Below are 19,273 nucleotides of genomic sequence, written 5' to 3'. Positions count from 1 at the left end.
CCTCGCGTGCGTATTGTCTGTTTGGCCGCCGGCTAGTCGTTGGCTTCCGGCGGCAGAAAATCCACCTCGTGCTCGGCGGAGATACGCACCACCTCGACGGGGTCCTGCAGATTGTGCAGCTTCTCGAACAGCGCCTCGAGCTTCTGCATCGGCGACACCCAGAACAGCGCCCGCGCCGGCTTGTCCGACTTGTTGAAATAGCCGTGCGGGATGCCGCGCGGCATGCGCACGAGGTCGCCGGCCTTGGCCTGCACCCAGACGCCGTCGAGCTTGAGGTCGAGCACGCCCTCCTGCACCAGGATGAACTCGTCCTGGGTCGGGTGGATGTGCACCGGCACGAACTGGCCGGGGTCGCTGTTGGTCTCGAACGCGAAGGTCGAGTCGGTGATCGCCTTCGGATAGTAGACCTGGCCCAGGATATTCCAGGTCTTGCCGCCGTAGCCGGTGCCGGTTCGGGTAATGCCTTTTTCGAGCGTGCCCATGTCAGCCTCTCCAGTTTTGATGCGCATTGCCGGCACGGAGCCTGTCGCCGGCCGCTGAGGCTGTCTAGCCGATAAACGAATCCGCACCTGGCACCTCATGCTGCAATGCGGGAGCGCGGCGCCGGCCGGCTGCTGCCCAATGCGGCCGCATTCGCCTGCGCTCAGATCGGGCAGTTTGCGCGACGAAACGGCGTTCCCCTTTGCCGCGGGATGCTCTAGGCTGCATGATGTTTTAGGCCTCAAACAACTCCGGACGGCCGGCGTGACTGCTGTTGGCAACGAGGTTTCGGCAAGCGCAAATTCTCCAAGCGCAAGGCTGACGGAGTTCGCACGGGTCGCGACTGATCGCGTCGATGACGCGGCGGAAGCGATCGGCCGCATCTTCTGCCCGCACGATCTGACGCCGGTCGATCATTCCGCGAGCAATTTCTCCGCGCATCACAATTGCGCCGACTTCGACGGCTTCTCCGTCAACTATGTCGCCTATGGCGGATCGGTCGCGATCAATCCCGGCTGCCTCGACCGCTTCTTCCTGTTGCAGATGCCGCTGTCCGGCTCGGCCTCGGTGCGGACCGCCGCGCGCGAGCTCACCACCGGACCACGACACACCGCCTCGCTGCTGTCGCCGACCATTCCGACCGAAATGACCTGGCGCGGCGACTGCGCCCAGCTGATCTTGCTGCTCGACCGCAGGCTGGTCGAGCATCGCGCCGCGGCGCTTGGCGGCGTGCCGGTGAGGCCGGTCGAGTTCGACCCGGCCGTCGCGCTGAGCGGGCCGCTCGGGCAGACGCTCTCGGCCCGGATCGAGCATCTTGTCACGGCGGCCGAGCAGCTCGGGCCGCGCAAGACCTTGTCGGCGATCGCGGCGGCCGATTGGCGCGAGTCGTTTCTCAATGCCCTGCTCAACGGGCAGCGGCACAGCCTGAGTTCGGCGATCGATGTCTTCAACGGCCGCACTGAGGCCCAGCCGGCCGCCTTGAAACGCGTGCGCGCCTATCTGGAGAGCCGGGCGACCGAGCCGCTGGACCTCGCCGAGCTTGCGGAGATCGCGGGCACCGGCATCCGCGCGCTGCAACTCGGCTTCCGCCGTCACTTCGGCACCACCGTGTCCGAGATGTTGCTCGACATCCGCCTCGCCCATCTGAACGCCCGCCTCAAGACGGCGCGGCCGGGCGAACGCATCGTCGATATTGCATTCGACCTCGGCTTTACCCATCTGAGCCGGATGGCGAGCGCCTACCGCGCCAAGTTCGGCGAGAGCCCGAAGGCGACCCTGCAGCGGCTGAGCTGAGCGGCAGTTCCGGGCGGCCCGGCCACGCCCTGCCCATCCGGCCAGTATCGCCGTCAGCCGCGACATCCCAGATTGAGGGAAGCCAACGGAGTTTCCCATGACCGAACCGAATATCCTGTCCTCGCTGTCGTCAGCCCTTGCGGAGACCATTGCGCGCGCCGCGCCCGCAATCGTCTCCGTGCATTCGCATCGCGCACGCGCCTCCGGCTTTGTCTGGAAGGCGGGCCTCGTCGTCACTGCCGACGAAGCGCTGGCCGACGAGGGCGAGATCGAGATCCAGTTCGCCGACGGCAGCCGCGGGCCCGCGACCGTCGTCGGACGCGACCACACCACCGACATCGCGCTGCTGCGCGTCGATGGCGACGCCGCCCCCGTCAAGCTCTCGACCGGGAGCCCCGCGCTGGGATCGCTCGCGGTGATCGTCGCCGCCGACCGCGGCGCGCCGACCGCGCGGCTCGGCATGGTCGCGCTGTCGGGTCCGGCCTGGCGCAGCCTGCGCGGCGGCGAAATCGATGCACGGATCGAGCTCGACGTCCGGCTGCGGCACAGCCAGCAGGGTGGCCTCGCGCTGAACGCCGCGGGCGAGCCGTTCGGCATGGCCGTGCTCGGCCCGCGCCGCGTGCTGACGATCCCGGCTACGACCATCGAGCGGGTCGCAACACAGCTCGAGAAGAGCGGCCGCATCGCGCGCGGATATCTTGGCGTCGGATTGCAGCCGGTCCGGCTGGACGACGGCCTCGGCGCGATGGTGATGAACGTCGACAAGGCCGGCCCCTCGGCCGCGGCCGGCGTCCGGCAGGGCGACGTGATCATTGCCGTGAATGGCGAGAAGCTGTCCGGCGTGCGGGCGCTGTCGCGCGGCCTCGGACCGCAGAGCGTCGGCACGGAGGTCGAGCTCACCGTGCATCGCGGCGGCGAGCCGCTGAACTTCAAGGTGACGGTCGGCGAGAGGCCCGAGACGTGAGCGGTGAGCCGGCCAACGACATCGTCATCGCGCTCGAGGTCGACGACGCCGTCCTCGCCGATCGGCTGGCGACCCTGCTCGGCAGCGTCGCCGGCCTGCGGCTCGCTGCGCCGGGCGAACAGGCCACGGCGGCGGTCGTCGCACGCAACCGCGAGGCCGCGGGCGCCGGCGACTTCGAGCTGACGCCGCGCGAGCTCGACGTGCTGGCGCTGCTGGCCGAAGGCGCATCCAACAAGATGATCGCACAGCGGCTCGGAATTTCCGTCCACACCGCCAAGTTTCATGTCGGCTCCCTGCTCGACAAGCTCGACGCCACCGGCCGCACCGACGCCGTCGCCCATGCCGCGCGGCGCGGGGTGATAAATTTGTGAGGGGTGGGATTGCTGTTGTAGTGACGCTGAGCTGAGATCTCTCCACCCGTCGTCCCTGCGAAAGCAGGGACCCATACGCCGCGGCAGATATTGCAGTCGGGACTCATCATTGTCGTCCTGGCGCCAGGACCCATAACCACCGCATTTTGATCGTGAACGAGATCGTGGCCCCAGCGTCGCGCAACAATGCGCACTTGGGGTAATGGGTCCTGGCCTTCGCCAGGACGACGGCGAATCTTCATGCGCACTCGTCAGTTGCACGCAGCCACTGCACAGCGACCCTAAATCAGTGATTTGGAAAATTCCGCCCTGCGGGCACCCGGCTCAGTATTCGACCGGATACAGACGCCTTCACGATCTGGCTATGCAATCTTCAGCCAACAAGAAGAAACGGCATGAAGAAGCTGATCGGTCGTCATCGGGACATTCAATACACACTCACCAACATCGAACCCGACCTCTGGGGTTGGTCGTTCGACATCAACGGCAAGACCAAGCAAGGCACCACGCGCGCGCGGCTCGACCTGCTGGCGCGGCGGCGCGTCTGCACGCTGATCGATCGCGAATTGAAACGCGCGGAACGTACCAGGCCCAACGAGCCTGACTGATCACTCTCCCCGGTGAAAGTCCATTGGACGTGCCACGCCTATGAGAAATGAAAACTCCCGCAGCACCGGCTGCGGGAGGTGTTGGCATCGATGGTCGCGGGGAGGTCCAACCACCGAAGCCGACATTCGAACCCTGTCAGGCTGTTTTGGCGAACATCGTCAGGACGCCATCGGCGATGTTGATAGCGACGACCTGCGACGAAGTCAGGCCCTTGGCCTTGAGCGCGGAGACCGCCTGCGGCGTCGCGTCAATCGACTTCCGAAGCGACTGGATGTCGTCCTCCTTTGTCTTTGCGATGGCATCCTCGACCTTCGATCGCATCTCGGGCTTGAGGTCCTTGATGTCCACGACCTCTATGCTCCGGATGACAGTGGACTGATCAGATGCCTGCGGCGGCGCCTTGGGTTGTGCGCCTTGCGCTTGCACCAAGGCGGGCGTTCCGAGGGCGAGCGCGGCAACAGTGACGAATGCAGTGAGATTGCGCATGATCGATTCCTTTCCGAGTCCTTATCCGAGTCAGCAAGCGATAAAACCTACGCGCGAAGTTTGGCCGGCGTCTGATTTTTCCGTGGCCATTCATTGGAGCCAATGCGACCGCAATGCGGGCGTCGAAGCCCGCTCAACCGCGGCGTCGACGTCCAGCGCGTCGATCCGGGCGCGACTGACTACAATGCGATGACGGAAATAGCGATCCCGAGCCGTGGTCCGGCATAGCGCTTGTCATCCGGCCCACCCTCGCCGCACCCGACGTTCCAGACCGCCGGCCATGTGAACCGCTCAAGCCCCGTTGCCGATATCGCCGCCCACGATGTCCAGCGCGTGTCACCGCTGCGTCGCCACAGCACGCCGCCCGGTCCCATGTCCGGGTAGAAGGCGATGTCGAGGTCGAAATCGCTGTTGGCGCCGAGATCGGGACCGATCCAGTAATAGGGACTGCGTCCACGCTCACGTCCAAGGATCAAGGTGAGCGTCTGGTTCGGTCCGCGCAAGCCCAGCCAGAGCGGTGCGATCACGCCGGGCGCGGGCGTGCAGAGCAGCGTTTGTGGCGCGGCAGTTGCCGCGGCGGTGCGGCCCGACAGTTTCAACGCGATGACCGTCGCAGGCGCCAATGTCCCCGACAGCGGTGCAGGGCTGGTCCCGCGCGGCAGCGGCGACCACGCGGCCTGGTCCAGCGATGGTAGCGGCCATGTGAGCTGCTCGCGCACCACACCTTCGGTATCGAGCACCTGATAGCGAAACCCATCCTGATCGAGCGCGGCTTGCACGCAATGCAGATACTCGACGCCTTCGGGCATCCGGTGCGCGGTGCCCGCACCCGCCGTGCAGACCTGCAGCACACTGCGATGAACCTGGACGTCGAAGGCGAGAATGTGGCTGCACAGATAGGCGGTGACATCGGCGCGGACGAGGATATCCCAGAACCGCTCGCGATATTCGTGGCCGATCTCGCGCTGATAGCTGCCGCTGTAGCCGTTGATGGCGTACACGGGATGATGGCCCAGCACCAGCTTGTGCCTGGCGTCCTCGTGCTGTGCGAGGACCGCTTGCAGCCAGTCGGTCTCGACATGCCCCTCGCCGCCGAGGCCGCTCCAGAGCGTGTGCACGAACACCATCAGGAGATCGCCGCGGCGAACCCAGTAGGACAGCCCATCCTGACCGGGCGGGCCGTTGCTCGGCAGCTGCAGCACCTCGCGGAACACCGCCTCGCTCATCTCGTCATAGGTGGTGTGGTTGCCGGTCGTGTGCCACAGCGGCACCACGCGCCGGTCGAGCCAGGACATCTCGACCTCGAACCAATGCCGCCATTGCGCGCGCAGCGCGTCTGCATCGGCGGTGAGGCCGATGATTTCGTCGCCGGGGAACAGAATGAATTCGGGCGCAGGATGCAGCCGGCGCACCACGTCGTTCACCGACGCGAAGGTGCGCTCATGCAGCGCGCCCGGAACGCCCGAGCAGGCATCGGCATAGATCACGAACTGGTGGCCCGAAGTTCTCGGCAACAGAGACGGAATTGCATCATCCATGGTCGGACCACGTCCTCGCGAGCCACATCATAGAGGAAGGCAGACTGATCGCTCAAGGCAGACATTCGCAGGCGCAAGGTTGCGGCCGACAGGCGCTTCTGGGATCGTGCGCCGCGCATTGCATTCGTCCATGACAAGGAGTTCCGGCGTGGCCATCCTCAAGGACTTCAGCATCGGATTCTACAAGATCCCGCTCCCGGTGGTGCTCAGCGACAGCACGCATGGCGAGATCAAGGCGTTCGAGCTCGTCACGATCCGCGCCCGCGATGCCGACGGCGCGGAAGGCACCGGCTACACCTACACGGTCGGCCGCAATGGCGGCGCCGTCGCCGATATCCTGGGCCGCGAAATCGGCGAGATCGCGCGCGGGATGGAGGCCGACGACACCGAGCAGCTTTGGCACAAGGTGTGGTGGGCGCTGCATTATGGCGGCCGCGGCGGGCCGGCAGTGCTGGCGCTGTCCGCGCTCGACATCGCGTTGTGGGACCTCAAGGCGCGGCGGGCATCGCTTCCGCTGTGGCGGCTGCTCGGCGGCTTCGACCGCCGCGTGCCCTGCTATGCCGGCGGCATCGATCTTGATCTGCCGCTGGATGGTTTGCTGAAGCAGACCGACGACAATCTCGCCAAGGGCTTTCGCGCCATCAAGATGAAAGTCGGCCGGCCGAGCCTTGCGTCCGACGTGGCGCGCGTGAAGGCGATGCGCGGCCATCTCGGCGACGAGTTTCCGCTGATGGCCGACGCCAACATGAAATGGACCGTCGAGGAAGCGATCCGCGCCGCGCGCGCCCTGCAACCGTTCGACCTGACCTGGCTCGAGGAGCCGACCATTCCGGACGACGTCGCGGGACACGCGCGCATCCTGCAAGCCGGCGGCGTGCCGATCGCAGCCGGCGAGAACCTGCGCAGCCTGTGGGAGTTCAAGCCCTATATCGCCGGCGGCGCGCTGTCCTACGCCGAGCCCGACGTCACCAATTGCGGCGGCGTGACCAGCTTCATGAAGATCGCCCGCCTCGCCGAGGCTTTCAATATTCCGGTCACCAGTCATGGCGCGCATGACATCACCGTGCATCTGCTGGCGGCGTGCCCGAACCGGTCGTATCTCGAGGCGCACGGCTTCGGCCTCGATCGCTATATCGAGCATCCGCTGGTTCTGGAGCAAGGTATGGCGATGGCACCGGATCGCCCGGGGCACGGCATCGCCTTCGACTGGAAAGGCCTGGAGCGGCTCAGCGCGGGATGAGGGACGGCTGGCTTGGGCTATCGGCTACAGTGGCGGATGAACCTTACATCCCTGGCGTACAGGTACGTGTAAGGGTCCACCTGTTCGAGCGCATGGTGCCGCATCACCCAGTCGCGAACCTCGGGCGCATAGGCCGACATCATCAGCTGGGTCTCGCCGGGGTTCATGCTGCGGTCGCCGTGATGTGCAGCGTGAAACATGAAGTAGCCGCTCGGGGTAATGCAGATCTTGTTGAGGGGAACGGTCCCCAGGACCGTCGTGCAAGAAGACTTGCAGCGACCATCGATCACCACGCGATCATACTCCGCATTGACTTGCCGGTACTTGTAGATGTGCGCGGCGGTGTTGCCGCCAGGGTCGTGAAGATAGTAGATCTTCTCTGCGCGTGCGAAACCCGTCATTACCAAGGTGAAGATCGCGATACTGACCACGGCGAGTATCCGATGCATATCACTTCCCCTCTTGCGGCCCTCTCTACTTCAACGGGCATTGCGAAATGAGTACTATGCGTGAATCGGTTTCGCAACTTCCGCTGTTGGACCCTTGACGGACACAATTGGACACGTTGGCGACATCCGCCGTCGAAACCAAGCCGGAAGACATAACCTCAAGTCGCGGATCGGCTCTGCGAGCAGGTGCCCTAGTCGCGCTCACGCCAAGCTGCTAGCCTTTTGCGCTTCAGATTGCCCAAAGCGCGATGAGATCATCGCACTTTGGCTCATTGTCTGAGCATGATCCTTTCGGAAAACCGCTTCACACTTTTCCGGATCATGCTCTAGCGAGTTAAGGGATCGGAGCAAATGGACAACCGTAGTGATGTTTGGCGCGGCGTCGACGCGATCAAGCCGCGTTTCATCGAATTGAGCGACCGGGTCTGGGCGATGCCCGAGGTCTGCTACACCGAGGCGCGCTCATCCGCCGAACATCTGGCCGAACTGCGCCATCAGGGTTTTCGCATCACCGAGAACCTCGCCGACATCCCGACCGCGGTGATGGGCGAATGGGGCGAAGGCGGCCCGGTGATCGCCTTCCTCGGCGAATATGACGCCCTGCCCGGCCTCAGCCAGGAGGCCGGAATCGCCGAACATCGCCCGGTCGAGAGCGGCGGCCACGGCCATGGCTGCGGACATAATCTGCTCGGCTCCTCCGCGCTGCTCGCCGCGACCGCGGTGAAGGACTGGCTCGCCGCCAACAAGGTGCCGGGCCGCGTGCGCTATTACGGCTGTCCCGCCGAGGAAGGCGGCGCGGCAAAGGCCTTCATGGTGCGCTGTGGCGCCTTCGAGGACGCCGACATCGCCATCACCTGGCATCCGCACAGTTTCTGGGAGGTGGCGGTGACACCGTCGCTCGCCAATACCCGCGCCGACTTCATCTTCACCGGGCGCACCTCGCATGCGGCGGCCTCGCCGCATCTCGGCCGCAGCGCGCTTGATGCGGTGGAGCTGATGAATGTCGGCGTCAACTACATGCGCGAGCACATGCCGAGCGACGCCCGCGTGCATTACGCGCTGCTCGACGCCGGCGGCATCGCGCCCAACGTGGTGCAGGCCCATGCCCGCGTGCGCTATTCGATCCGCGCCCGCGACCTGCCCGGCATGAACGAGCTGGTCGAGCGCGTGCACAAGGTCGCGCAGGGCGCGGCGCTGATGACCGAGACCAAGGTGGAGATGAAGATCATCTCCGCCGTCTCGAACATCCTGCCCAACACGCCGCTGGAACAGACGCTGCACCGGATCATGGAAGAGCTCGGCCCGCCGCATTTCGACGATGCCGATAAGGATTTCGCCGGCAAGATCCGCGCGCCCCTGACCGACAAGGACATCGCCTCGGTCTATTACGCGATCGGCATGGAGCCGACCGACCGGCCGCTCGCCGATTTCCTGGTGCCGATCGACGCCAAGCGCAATCCGCTGATCGGCTCGACCGACGTCGGCGACGTCAGCTGGGTGGTGCCGACCGTGCAGGTTCATGCACCGACGGTTGCAATCGGCACGCCGTTCCACACCTGGCAGGTTGTGGCGCAGGGCAAGACGCCGGCCGCGCACAAGGCGATGGTACAGGCCGCCAAGGCGATGGCCGGCCTCGGCGTCAAGGCGCTGATGGAGCCGGAGCTGATCGCGGCCGCCAAGGCCGACCTCAAGAAGCGGACCACAAGAACGCCCTATGTCAGTCCGCTGCCGACGAATGTTGCACCGCCGTTGGACATGTCGATCGCCTGAGAGCCGCATTGAGAGCGGGCCGGACCTGCTCTCCGGGATCAAGCAATCGCATCTCCCCATCGTCATGGCCGGGCTTGTCCCGGCCAACCACTACTTTCTCACGCGGAAACGGCGACGTGGATGCCCGGCACAAGGCCGGGCATGACGAGTTTGTGGAGGGATCGAGCGCATATGCGATAGCTCGGCCTTCAGACGCGAACTCCGGCCTGCGTGGCAAAAAAGCATCTCGGAACAAAGGATAACGAACAAATTTTCCGCACTGCGAGGCGCGCAAGGGCACGCTTTTGGCGCCGATCTGCTGAACCGATGTGCGGCGAGCGGAGGTTCTGCACAAGCGATAGCCAAAAGACCTAGGCGCTGAAGAGCGGGAGGCGTTGACCTTCGCGGTCATTCGGTGTGCCATCCTGCCGCCAACACGGCGGCCGGTTCCACGGCCCGCCGCAATAACCAATTGAGCCGGACCGAGGGGACAATGTTCGACAGGAATCTGCGAGGCATGATCGACGACGTGAAGGACGGGCGGATGGATCGCCGCGCCTTCGTCAAGCGAATGATTGCCGTCGGCCTCACCGCGCCGATGGCCAACCAGATCCTTGCGATCGGCGGCGTCGCGATGGCGCAGAGCCCCAATCCCTACAAGCCGACCAAGCGCGGCGGCGGCGGTCCGCTGAAGCTGTTGTGGTGGCAGGGCCCCACCCTGCTCAATCCGCACTTCGCCACCGGCACCAAGGACCAGGACGGCTCGCGGCTGTTCTACGAACCGCTGGCAAGCTGGGACGTCGACGGCCATCTCAATCCGATCCTCGCCGCCGAAATCCCCTCGATCCAGAACGGCGGACTTTCCAAAGATGCCAAGACGGTGGTCTGGAAACTCAAACCCGGCGTCAAATGGCATGACGGCAAACCCTTCACCGCTGACGACGTCGTGTTCAACTGGGAATATGCCACCGATCCCGCGACGGCAGCCGTCTCGAGCGGCACCTATTCCGGCATGACCGTGGAGAAGGTCGACGACCTCACGGTCCGCATCAAGTTCAAGGATCCGACGCCGTTCTGGGCCAACGCGTTCGTCGGCGCCTATGGCTGCATCATCCCGAAGCATTTGTTCGCCGAGTACAAAGGCAGCAAGTCGCGCGAGGCGCCGAACAATCTGAAGCCGGTCGGCACCAGCCCCTACAAATTCGTCGAGTTCAAGCCGGGTGATCTGGTGCGCGGCGAGATCAATCCCGATTACCACATGCCGAACCGGCCCTATTTCGACTCGATCGAGATGAAGGGGGGCGGCGATGCGGTGTCGGCGGCGCGCGCGGTGATCCAGACCGGCGAATATGATTTCGCCTGGAACATCCAGGTCGAGGACGAGGTGCTGCTGCGGCTGGAAAAGGGCGGCAAGGGCAAGACGCTGTATGCCGTCGGCGGCGACATCGAATTCATCGCCATCAACTTCACCGACCCGAACACCGAAGTCGACGGCGAACGCTCGTCGGTCAAGACCAAGCATCCGATCCTGTCGGATCCGGCGGTGCGCAAGGCGCTGGCGCTGCTGGTCGACCGCGACTCCGTCAAGAAGGTGATCTACGGCCGCGCCGGCCGCGCCACCGCCAATTATCTCAACGGCCCCGAGGAGTTCGTTTCCAAGAACACCAAGTGGGAGTTCTCGGTCGAGAAGGCGAGCGCGCTGCTCGAGCAGGCCGGCTGGAAGGTCGGCTCCGACGGCATCCGCGAGAAGGATGGCAAGAAGCTGAAGCTCCTGTACCAGACTTCGATCAACGGCCCGCGGCAGAAGACCCAGGCGATCGTCAAGCAGGCTTGCCAGAAGGCCGGCATCGACGTCGAGCTGAAGTCGGTGGTGGCCTCGGTGTTCTTCTCCTCCGACGTCGCCAATCCCGACACCTATTCCAAGTTCTACGCCGACATCGAGATGTTCCAGATCCCGATGACGCAACCCGACCCGGGCCTGCATATGCGCCGCTATCTGTCGCGCAATGCCGCGACCAAGGAGAACAAGTGGCAAGGGCAGAACTTCCCGCGCTGGGTCAACAAGGATTTCGACGCGGCGATCGAGGCGGCCGATACCGAGACCGATCCGATCAAGCGAGCCGAGCTCTACATCAAGTGCAACGATCTGATGTGGCAGGACACGGTGGTGATCCCGGTGATGCACCGCCTCGCGGTGGAAGCCTGCTCCAACACGGTGCGGCCCGCGCTCTCCGGCTGGGCCAACCAGACCGACAATCTGCAAGATTGGTATCGTGAAACCTGAGACGTGACGTGCTCGGAATCGAACGGGCACTCTTCTCCCTCTCCTCGTTCTTACGGGGTCGAGACGAGCGGAGCTCGTTCTTGGAGGGTCGGGGTGAGGCTCTATCCGCAAATGCGTTGGAAGATGAGCTCGTGGAGAGTCCCCCTCACCCGGAATTCAAGCTGCGCTTGAATTCCGACCTCTCCCGCACGCGGGGCGAGGTGAAGCTCGCCTTTCGACTGGAAGCAAGATCAACGTGCTCAAGGTGCGAGCGTTAGTTAGATGATCTCTCGATGAGTCAATATGTCCTGCGTCGCCTGATGATCGCGATCCCGAGCCTGCTCGGGATCTCGCTCGTGCTGTTCGTCGTGCTGGCGCTCGCGCCGGGCGATCCGTTCAGCGAGCTCGCGACCAATCCGAACGTGCCTCCCGAGGTGCAGGCCGCGCTGCGCGCCAAGTTCGGCCTCGACGACCCGATCTATCTTCGCTACCTGCACTGGCTCGCGGCGATGGCGCAGGGCGACTGGGGCTTCTCCTTTGTCAGCCGGATCAATGTCGACACGCTGATCCTGCAGCGGCTGCCGACCACGCTCTACGTGATCGGCTCGGCCCAGCTGCTGGCGCTGCTCATCGCGATCCCGGTCGGCGTCTATGCCGCCACCCGGCCCTACTCGATCTTCGACCAGCTCGCCAACACCTTCGCCTTCATCGGCTTCTCGCTGCCGACCTTCTTCACCGGCATCCTGTTCATCCTGGTGTTCTCGGTGAAGCTGGACTGGCTGCCCTTCGTCTACACCGACGTGCCGGGCAGCGGCATTCGCTGGCTGCTGGAGATGATCCGGCAGGCCATCATGCCGGTGATGGTGCTCGGCCTGTTCCAGGCGGCGTCGATGACCCGCTTCGTGCGCTCGGCAATGCTCGACGTGATCCGGCTCGACTATGTCACCACCGCCCGCGCCAAGGGGCTCGGACAGGCCAAGGTGATCGTCAAGCACGTGATGCGCAACGCGATGATCCCGGTCGTCACGCTCATTGCGCTCCAAATGCCTGCCGTGTTCGGCGGCGCCATCGTCACCGAGCAGATCTTCCGGATTCCCGGCATCGGCTCGCTGCTGATTTCCTCCATCCTCGCCAATGACACGCCGGTCGTGATGGCCGTGACCTTCGTCTTCGCGTGTCTCGTGGTGCTGTTCAACCTGATCGCAGATGTCCTCTATGGCTGGCTTGACCCTCGCATCTCCTTCCGCTGAGCGGCGCGGCTATTCGCCCTGGCGCGAAACCTGGCGGCGCTACCGCCGGCACCGGCCGGCCGTGGTCAGCGCCGTGCTGCTGCTGCTTTTGATCGCGGCCGTCGTGATCGGCCCGTTCGTCTGGCGCGTCTCGATCAGCGACATGGACGTCGTGGCCGGCCTGCAGGGGCCGTCGCTGGCGCATCCGTTCGGCACCGACGATCTCGGCCAGGACCTGCTCGCCCGCATGATCTATGGCGGGCGCATCTCGCTCGCGGTCGGCCTCGCCGCGATGCTGGTCTCGGTGTTCGTCGGCACGCTGATCGGCGCGCTCGCCGGCATGTCGCGCGGCGCGCTCGGCTACGCGTTGATGTGGCTGACCGATCTGTTCCTGTCGCTGCCGCAACTGCCGCTGCTGTTGATGCTGATCTATCTGTTCCGCGACGGGCTGAAGGCGATGTTCGGCCCGGAGGGCGGCATCTTCATCCTGATCGTGCTGGTGATCGGCGGCCTGCGCTGGATGCCGGTCGCGCGCCTGGTGCGCGCCCAGTTCCTGTCGCTGCGCGAGAAGGAATTCGTCGAGGCGGCACGCGCGCTCGGTGCAAGCCCGGTGCGGCAGGTGGTGCGCCACATCCTGCCCAATGCGCTCGGACCCGTGATCATCGCCGGCACGATCGACGTCGCCGCCGCCATCATCGCGGAATCGACGCTGTCGTTTCTCGGCCTCGGCTTCCCGCCGGATACCCCGACCTGGGGCCGCATCCTCTATGACGCCAAGGACTTCCTCGACATCGGCCCGCATTGGGCGCTGTTTCCGGGCGGCGCGATCTTCATCGCGGTCGTCGCCATCAACTTCATCGGCGACGGGCTGCGCGACGCGCTCGACGCGCGCAAGGTGATCTGATGGCGCTGCTCGACATCAAGGGCCTGAAAACCCATTTCACCACCGACGACGGCATCCTCCAGGCGGTCGACGGCGTCGACATCAGCATCAACCGCGGCGAGACGCTGTGCGTGGTCGGCGAATCCGGCTGCGGCAAGACCGTCACCGCGATGTCGATCCTGAAGCTGATCGCGATGCCGCCGGGCAAGATCGTCGAAGGCGAGATCATCTTCGAGGGCCGCGACCTGGTGCCATTGACCAGCCATGAGCTCGACGACATCAGGGCCAAGGAGATCGGCTTCATCTTCCAGGAGCCGATGACATCGCTCAATCCGGTGCTGACCATCGGCGAGCAGATCGCCGAGAGCCTGCGCCGCCACGAGGCGGTGACCAAGAAGCAGGCGCTGGAACGCACCATCGAGATGCTGAAGCTGGTGCAGATCCCCAACGCCGCGGGCCGCGTGCATCATTATCCGCACCAGTTCTCCGGCGGCATGCGCCAGCGCGTGATGATCGCGATGGCGCTGGCCTGCCGCCCCAAGCTCGTCATCGCCGACGAGCCGACCACCGCGCTCGACGTCACCATCCAGGCGCAAATCCTCGACCTGTTGCAGGACATGAAGGAACGCTTCGGCATGGCGGTGATGCTGATCACGCACGCGATGGGCGTGGTCGCCGAGACCGCGCAGCGCGTCGTCGTGATGTACGCCGGCAAGGTGGTGGAAGAGGCGCCGGTCGACGAACTGTTCGGCAATCCCGGCCACCCTTACACCCAGGGCCTGATCCGCTCAATCCCGCGCATCGATCTCGACGCCGCGCACAAGACGCGGCTGGAGGCGATCGGCGGCTCGGTGCCGATCCTGATCAACCCGCCGCCGGGCTGCCGTTTTGCTGCCCGCTGCAAATACGCCATGAGCATCTGCACCGAAAAGGAGCCGCGGCTGCGCGAGATCGCACCCGGCCATCGCATGGCCTGCCACCTCGGAGACGCATCATGAGCGAGCCGCTGCTGCGCGTTTCCAATCTGAAGAAGCACTTTCCGGTGCTGGGCGGCCTGCTCTCGCGCGAGGTCGGCCAGGTCTATGCGGTCGACGGCGTGTCGTTCTCGGTCGACCGCGGCGAGACGCTCGGCCTCGTCGGCGAATCCGGCTGCGGCAAATCCACCACCGGCCGCTGCGTGCTGCGCCTGATCGAGCCGACCTCGGGCGAGGTCGTGTTCGACGGCCGGAGCGTCACCGGCCTCGGCGGCGGCGATCTGCGTGCTATGCGGCGCAACATGCAGCTCGTGTTCCAGGATCCGTTCGCCTCGCTCAATCCCCGCATGACCGTCGGCGCGATCCTCGGCGAGCCCTTTATCATCCACAACCTCGTGACCTCGGCCAGCGAGCGCGAGGACCGCGTCGCGAGCCTGTTGGTCAAGGTCGGGCTGAAGGCCGAGCACATGCGCCGCTACCCGCACGAATTCTCCGGCGGCCAGCGCCAGCGCATCGCGATCGCCCGCGCGCTCACCTTAGAGCCGAAGCTGATCGTGTGCGACGAGCCGGTCTCCGCGCTCGACGTCTCGATCCAGGCCCAGGTCATCAACCTGCTCGAGGATCTGCAGGCCGAGCTGAACCTCACCTATCTGTTCGTCGCCCACGATCTCTCTGTCGTGGAGCACATCTCCGACCGCGTCGCGGTGATGTATCTCGGCCGCATCGTCGAGCTCGCCAAGGCCAGCGATCTCTACCGCAATCCGCAGCACCCCTACACGAAGGCGCTGCTCTCGGCGGTGCCGGTGCCGGATCCCAAGGCGAAGCGCGACCGCATCCGCCTGAAGGGCGACGTGCCGAGCCCGATGAATCCGCCCAGAGGCTGCCACTTCCACACCCGCTGCCCGATCGCCGAAGAGCGCTGCCGGCAGACCGCACCGGAACTGCTGGAAGGCAGGAACGGGCATTCCGTGGCGTGCCATCTGGCGTAGAGCGGATCGCCTGCGACGATCGAACTGTCGGCGCGACCACTCTTTCACCGTTACCCTGAGGAGCGCGCAGCGCGTCTCGAAGGGTCGACGGCCCCGCTGGTGGCCGTGCATCCTTCGAGGCTCGCTCCGCTCGCGCCTCAGGATGACGGGGCAAAAAGCTTCGCCCGCCGCCGCTTCGCAGTCTTTGTCTTTGTCTTTGTCTTTGTCTTTGTCTTTGTCTTTGTCTTTGTCTTTGTCTTGGCCTTCGCTTTGGCTTTCGTCTTGGGCCGCGCGGCCGGCGCCTTCACCTGCGCTTCCTCGCTCTCGCTCACCTCCGTCCGCAGCGTCTCGAGCAGCCAGTCACGAAACGCGCGCATGCCCGGCGTCACCTCGCGCGACTTCAGCCAGGTCAGCCAATAGGATCCCGCCGGGACCTCGGCCGCGAACGGCCGCAGCAGCCGGCCGGACGCCAGCTCATTTTCGAACATCGCGATCGGCACCAGCCCGACGCCGACGCCGCGCGCGGCGGCCTCGGCCATCGCGACCGAACTGTCGAAGATCGGCCCCTGGATTTTCGGACACGGCGCGCCGGCGACCGCAAACCACAGCGGCCATTCCTCGGCGCGGTAGGAGCGCAGCAGGAATTCCTGTGCGAGATCGGATGGCTTGCGCAGCCGGCCCGCGGCATCGGGGCAGCACACCGGCGACAGCGGTGCGGACAACAGATGGATCGCCTCGGTGCCGTGCCACGAACCGTCGCCGAAGCGCAGCGCGAGATCGAGCCCGTCGCCCGCGATGTCGACGCGGTTGTTGTTGGTGAGCAGGCGCAAATCGATATAGGGATGCGCGCGCTTGAAGCGGTCGACCCTTTGCAAGAGCCATCCGGTCGCGAAGGTCGTGACACAGCCGACTGTCACGACCTCGCGCGCGCCCTTGGCCTCGATGCGGTCGATCGCGGCGCCGATCCGGTCGAGCGCATCTGACAGCACCGGCAGCAGCGCCAGCCCCTCGTCGGTGAGCACCAGCCCGCGCGGCAGCCGGCGGAACAGGCTCGTGCCCAGGAGATCCTCGAGCTGCTTGACCTGATGGCTGATCGCGGTCTGCGTCACGCGCAACTCCATCCCGGCGCGGGTGAAGCTGAGCAGCCGCGCGGAGGCCTCGAAGGCGCGCAGCGCGTTCAGCGGGAGATGCCGGCGCACGGCGTCATGACCAAGTTTTCCTCATGTCTCGCTGTATAAATGATTGTTTGTGCGCCGTCACGCCGCCCGGCAGGTTCGCGCCGCCAACGGGAGATTCGACATGCTGACGAAACGGACATTTGGATTGCACGCGCTGGGCCTTGCGGTGTCCTGCACCTTGCCGAGGCAAGGTGCGGCGGCGGGACCAAGCGAGCCGGCGCAGCGGCTGCAGCAGGAGTTTGCACGCATCGAGCTGGCGACCACCGGCCGGCTCGGCGTCGCCGCGCTCGACATGGAGACGGGATTGCGCGCGAGCCGGCGCGGCGACGAGCGGTTCCCGATGTGCAGCACCTTCAAGGCGATGGCATCGGCCGCGGTGCTGCACCGGGTCGATCGCGGCGAATCCAGCCTCGATCAGCGCGTGCAGATCGAGGCCAAGGATATCTTGGCCTACGCGCCCGTCACCAAGGAACGCGTCGGATCGGCCATGACGCTGTCCGAACTCTGCGCGGCCACCATCACGCTCAGCGACAACACCGCCGCCAACCTGCTGCTGCGCGAGATCGGCGGGCCCGCCGGCTTCACCAGCTTCTTCCGCACCATTGGCGATAATGTCAGCCGGCTCGACCGCTGGGAGGTGGAGCTCAACGAAGCCGTGCCCGGCGATCCGCGCGACACCACGAGTCCTGTCGCGATGCTGAAGGATTTGCAGCGCGTGCTGCTCGGCGACGTCCTGTCCGCGGCCTCGCGCCAGAAGCTGATCGACTGGATGGTCGCCAACAAGACCGGCGACGCTCGGCTGCGCGCCGGCGTGCCCCGCGACTGGCGGGTTGGCGACAAGACCGGCACCGGCGAGCGCGGCACTTACAACGATATCGGTGTGTTCTGGCCGCCCGGCCGCAAGCCGATCGTGGTGACGGTCTACCTGACCGGGGCAAGCGCCCCCATGGAGAAGTGCAACGAGGTGATCGCCAATGTCGCCCGCGCCGTCGCCAATGCGAGCGCCGGGCAGAGCGGCTAAACCAACGACGCCGCGATCAGCGTCTCCGACAATGTCAGGCCGGCCAGCGACCAAGCAAGTCGCTCGCCGCCTCGAACAACGCTGCAACGCGCAACAGTTCCGCATCGGCCCGGAAGCGGCCGACCAGGTGCAGTCCGATCGGCAGGCCGTCGCGGCCGAAACCTGCGGGGATGCTGACGGCGGGATGCCCGGTCATGTTGAACAGCATGGTCCAGGGAAACCAGTGCGGCCGCACGCTGTCGAAACTCCGGCCGTCGATTTCGATCGTACCGAACAGGTCCTGGTCGATCGGTAACGCCGACCGGGTCAAGGTCGGCATCGCCAGGAGATCGCCGCGCGCGAACAGCGACTGCACCCGGCGGAACAGCGCGGTGCGGTCGAACATCGCCCGCTGGTAGTCGACACCGCTGACCTGCGCCGCCAGCGCGAGCTGCTTCAGGAAGGTTGCGCTGAGATCATTCGGATGATCGGCCGCGAGTTTCTCAAAGCGGGTGCGCCAGACGGTGTGATTGATCGCACGCCAGATCGGCTCGATGTCAAAGCCGTCGCCGGAAAACTCTTCGAGCTCGGCGCCGAGGCTCGCCAGACGGTCGAGGCTTGCCTTGAACGTCGCAGCCACATCTGATGTGACCGGACGCCCCGGCGGCGACACGCAGAACAGCACCCGCCGGCCCTTGAGGCCGCCGCGCGGCGCGGCAAGCCCGAGATAGTCGGGCACGGGTACCCCGATCGACCATGGGTCCGACGGATCCTCTCCCGCCATCGCCTGCATCATCAGCGCCGTATCGGCAACGGTGCGCGTGGTCGGTGTGACATAGGTCTGGTTGCCGAAAGCATCCTGCACCTGGCTATGCGGGATCACCCCATTGCTCTGCTTGATTCCGACCACGCCGTTGCAGGCGGCGGGAATCCGGGTGGAGCCGCCACCATCGGTCGCAACCGCCAGCGGCGCGATGCCGCTCGCGACGGCCACCGCCGCGCCGCCGCTGGAGCCGCCGCTGGACCGCTCGACACTCCATGCATTGCGCGTCCGCCCGAACAGCGGCGAGTCGGTCAGGCACTTGCTGCCGAACTCCGGCGTCGTAGTCTTGCCGATCAATATGCCACCCTGGGCACGGAGGCGGGCCACCGCGACGGCGTCATTATCGGGCACGTTGTCCCGGTACGGCACCGCGCCGAAGGTCGTCCGAACGTCTTTGGTGCTGACGATGTCCTTCACGGTGAAGGGGATGCCGTGGAGCAGACCGGGCGGCTCGCCGGCCGTGATTTGCCGCTCGGCAGCTTTCGCCTGCGCCATCGCCGCATCGCCGCACAGCGTGATGAAGCAGTTCAATTCGGGTTGCAGCCGCTCGGCACGGGCGAGCACCGCGCGCGTAACCTCGACAGGCGAAACCTCCTTGCGGGCGATGCGCCCACGAAGCTCAACGGCAGACAGCAGACACAGATCGTCGCTCATTTGGGCAAGGACTCGCGCAGGCATGGTCGACGCCCGCATCGTGCCGCGCGGCATGCGGCAAGTCCATCGGCTCGGACGCATGGCGAAAGGCCGCGGCGCCGCGACGAGTGCATGGGCTGCCG

General features: G+C 65.5%; 17 protein-coding genes and 1 pseudogene. 12 read left to right on the top strand and 6 right to left on the bottom strand.

The features are described 5' to 3' along the window. Positions 1 to 32 precede the first annotated feature (32 nt). A complete protein-coding gene (locus IF803_RS13150) occupies positions 33 to 482 on the bottom strand; it encodes a cupin domain-containing protein (RefSeq protein ID WP_016842394.1) in 450 nt (149 codons plus the stop codon). A gap of 262 nt (positions 483 to 744) precedes the next feature. Here IF803_RS13150 and IF803_RS13145 point away from each other — a divergent pair, with 262 nt between their 5' ends. The 4 genes from IF803_RS13145 (at position 745) to IF803_RS13130 (ending at position 3,716) form a co-directional block, all read left to right on the top strand. Beyond that, positions 745 to 1,773, top strand: coding sequence for an AraC family transcriptional regulator (locus tag IF803_RS13145; RefSeq protein WP_028342534.1), 1,029 nt, complete (start codon positions 745 to 747; stop codon positions 1,771 to 1,773). A 97-nt stretch (positions 1,774 to 1,870) separates the two neighbouring features. Beyond that, entirely contained in the window at positions 1,871 to 2,737 is an 867-nt protein-coding gene (locus tag IF803_RS13140; protein ID WP_028342535.1) for a S1C family serine protease, read from the top strand. After that, on the top strand, positions 2,734 to 3,108 hold the full coding sequence (locus tag IF803_RS13135; RefSeq protein WP_028342536.1) for a response regulator transcription factor: 375 nt from the start codon (positions 2,734 to 2,736) through the stop codon (positions 3,106 to 3,108). Before IF803_RS13140 ends, IF803_RS13135 begins: the two co-directional genes overlap by 4 nt. Positions 3,109 to 3,503: 395 nt before the next feature. Next, on the top strand, positions 3,504 to 3,716 hold the full coding sequence (locus IF803_RS13130) for a hypothetical protein (protein ID WP_028342537.1): 213 nt from the start codon (positions 3,504 to 3,506) through the stop codon (positions 3,714 to 3,716). A 136-nt stretch (positions 3,717 to 3,852) separates the two neighbouring features. On the opposite strand, the gene IF803_RS13125 is transcribed toward IF803_RS13130, so the two are convergent. Together IF803_RS13125 and IF803_RS13120 are read right to left on the bottom strand one after the other, a co-directional pair. Further along, positions 3,853 to 4,203, bottom strand: a complete 351-nt coding sequence (locus IF803_RS13125; RefSeq protein ID WP_028342538.1) for a hypothetical protein — start codon at positions 4,201 to 4,203, stop codon at positions 3,853 to 3,855. A gap of 179 nt (positions 4,204 to 4,382) precedes the next feature. Then, a complete protein-coding gene (locus IF803_RS13120) occupies positions 4,383 to 5,741 on the bottom strand; it encodes a metallophosphoesterase family protein (protein ID WP_461192407.1) in 1,359 nt (452 codons plus the stop codon). A 148-nt stretch (positions 5,742 to 5,889) separates the two neighbouring features. Here IF803_RS13120 and IF803_RS13115 point away from each other — a divergent pair, with 148 nt between their 5' ends. Next, positions 5,890 to 6,981: a mandelate racemase/muconate lactonizing enzyme family protein gene (locus IF803_RS13115; protein WP_028342540.1), complete on the top strand. Its 1,092-nt coding sequence runs from the start codon at positions 5,890 to 5,892 to the stop codon at positions 6,979 to 6,981. 17 nt (positions 6,982 to 6,998) lie between these two features. Here the strand turns inward: IF803_RS13115 and IF803_RS13110 are convergent, their stop codons facing one another. Continuing rightward, the gene (locus IF803_RS13110) at positions 6,999 to 7,430 is read right to left on the bottom strand and encodes a hypothetical protein (protein ID WP_028342541.1); all 432 of its coding nucleotides are present in this window, start codon (positions 7,428 to 7,430) and stop codon (positions 6,999 to 7,001) included. 351 nt (positions 7,431 to 7,781) lie between these two features. On the opposite strand from IF803_RS13110, the gene IF803_RS13105 reads away from it, so the two are divergent. The 6 genes from IF803_RS13105 (at position 7,782) to IF803_RS13080 (ending at position 15,517) form a co-directional block, all read left to right on the top strand. Continuing rightward, positions 7,782 to 9,200 carry a M20 family metallopeptidase gene (locus IF803_RS13105; RefSeq protein WP_461192406.1) on the top strand — a complete coding sequence of 473 codons (1,419 nt, stop codon included), beginning with the start codon at positions 7,782 to 7,784 and terminating at the stop codon, positions 9,198 to 9,200. A 472-nt stretch (positions 9,201 to 9,672) separates the two neighbouring features. Then, positions 9,673 to 11,463 carry a peptide ABC transporter substrate-binding protein gene (locus tag IF803_RS13100; protein WP_461192405.1) on the top strand — a complete coding sequence of 597 codons (1,791 nt, stop codon included), beginning with the start codon at positions 9,673 to 9,675 and terminating at the stop codon, positions 11,461 to 11,463. Between the two features lie 272 nt (positions 11,464 to 11,735). Continuing rightward, the gene (locus tag IF803_RS13095; RefSeq protein ID WP_304496802.1) at positions 11,736 to 12,692 is read left to right on the top strand and encodes an ABC transporter permease; all 957 of its coding nucleotides are present in this window, start codon (positions 11,736 to 11,738) and stop codon (positions 12,690 to 12,692) included. Then, positions 12,658 to 13,575, top strand: coding sequence for an ABC transporter permease (locus IF803_RS13090; protein ID WP_028334911.1), 918 nt, complete (start codon positions 12,658 to 12,660; stop codon positions 13,573 to 13,575). Before IF803_RS13095 ends, IF803_RS13090 begins: the two co-directional genes overlap by 35 nt. Then, on the top strand, positions 13,572 to 14,552 hold the full coding sequence (locus IF803_RS13085; RefSeq protein WP_085970703.1) for an ABC transporter ATP-binding protein: 981 nt from the start codon (positions 13,572 to 13,574) through the stop codon (positions 14,550 to 14,552). Before IF803_RS13090 ends, IF803_RS13085 begins: the two co-directional genes overlap by 4 nt. Continuing rightward, on the top strand, positions 14,549 to 15,517 hold the full coding sequence (locus tag IF803_RS13080) for an ABC transporter ATP-binding protein (protein ID WP_411782725.1): 969 nt from the start codon (positions 14,549 to 14,551) through the stop codon (positions 15,515 to 15,517). Before IF803_RS13085 ends, IF803_RS13080 begins: the two co-directional genes overlap by 4 nt. Positions 15,518 to 15,837: 320 nt before the next feature. On the opposite strand, the pseudogene IF803_RS13075 reads toward IF803_RS13080, so the two are convergent. Next, a pseudogene (locus IF803_RS13075) lies at positions 15,838 to 16,695 on the bottom strand (LysR substrate-binding domain-containing protein); the annotation flags it as partial. 100 nt (positions 16,696 to 16,795) lie between these two features. Between IF803_RS13075 and bla the strand changes: the two are divergent. Continuing rightward, a complete protein-coding gene (bla, locus tag IF803_RS13070; RefSeq protein WP_461192404.1) occupies positions 16,796 to 17,695 on the top strand; it encodes a class A beta-lactamase in 900 nt (299 codons plus the stop codon). Positions 17,696 to 17,729: 34 nt separating this feature from the next. Here bla and IF803_RS13065 read toward each other — a convergent pair whose 3' ends face one another. Then, entirely contained in the window at positions 17,730 to 19,151 is a 1,422-nt protein-coding gene (locus tag IF803_RS13065; protein ID WP_461192403.1) for an amidase, read from the bottom strand. Between the last annotated feature and the right edge of the window lie 122 nt (positions 19,152 to 19,273).

Source organism: Bradyrhizobium sp. UFLA06-06 (assembly GCF_054820065.1).
This window is presented reverse-complemented; position numbering and strand designations above follow the sequence as displayed.

Excerpts from the sequence above, each read along its gene's own strand:
- IF803_RS13150 (WP_016842394.1), bottom strand. The coding sequence starts at position 482 with ATGGGCACGCTCGAAAAAGGCATTACCCGAACCGGCACCGGCTACGGC.
- IF803_RS13140 (WP_028342535.1), top strand. The coding sequence starts at position 1,871 with ATGACCGAACCGAATATCCTGTCCTCGCTGTCGTCAGCCCTTGCGGAG.
- IF803_RS13130 (WP_028342537.1), top strand. The coding sequence starts at position 3,504 with ATGAAGAAGCTGATCGGTCGTCATCGGGACATTCAATACACACTCACC.
- IF803_RS13125 (WP_028342538.1), bottom strand. The coding sequence starts at position 4,203 with ATGCGCAATCTCACTGCATTCGTCACTGTTGCCGCGCTCGCCCTCGGA.
- IF803_RS13120 (WP_461192407.1), bottom strand. The coding sequence starts at position 5,741 with ATGGATGATGCAATTCCGTCTCTGTTGCCGAGAACTTCGGGCCACCAG.
- IF803_RS13110 (WP_028342541.1), bottom strand. The coding sequence starts at position 7,430 with ATGCATCGGATACTCGCCGTGGTCAGTATCGCGATCTTCACCTTGGTA.
- IF803_RS13105 (WP_461192406.1), top strand. The coding sequence starts at position 7,782 with ATGGACAACCGTAGTGATGTTTGGCGCGGCGTCGACGCGATCAAGCCG.
- IF803_RS13100 (WP_461192405.1), top strand. The coding sequence starts at position 9,673 with ATGTTCGACAGGAATCTGCGAGGCATGATCGACGACGTGAAGGACGGG.
- IF803_RS13095 (WP_304496802.1), top strand. The coding sequence starts at position 11,736 with ATGAGTCAATATGTCCTGCGTCGCCTGATGATCGCGATCCCGAGCCTG.
- IF803_RS13090 (WP_028334911.1), top strand. The coding sequence starts at position 12,658 with ATGGCTGGCTTGACCCTCGCATCTCCTTCCGCTGAGCGGCGCGGCTAT.
- IF803_RS13080 (WP_411782725.1), top strand. The coding sequence starts at position 14,549 with ATGAGCGAGCCGCTGCTGCGCGTTTCCAATCTGAAGAAGCACTTTCCG.
- bla (WP_461192404.1), top strand. The coding sequence starts at position 16,796 with ATGCTGACGAAACGGACATTTGGATTGCACGCGCTGGGCCTTGCGGTG.
- IF803_RS13065 (WP_461192403.1), bottom strand. The coding sequence starts at position 19,151 with ATGAGCGACGATCTGTGTCTGCTGTCTGCCGTTGAGCTTCGTGGGCGC.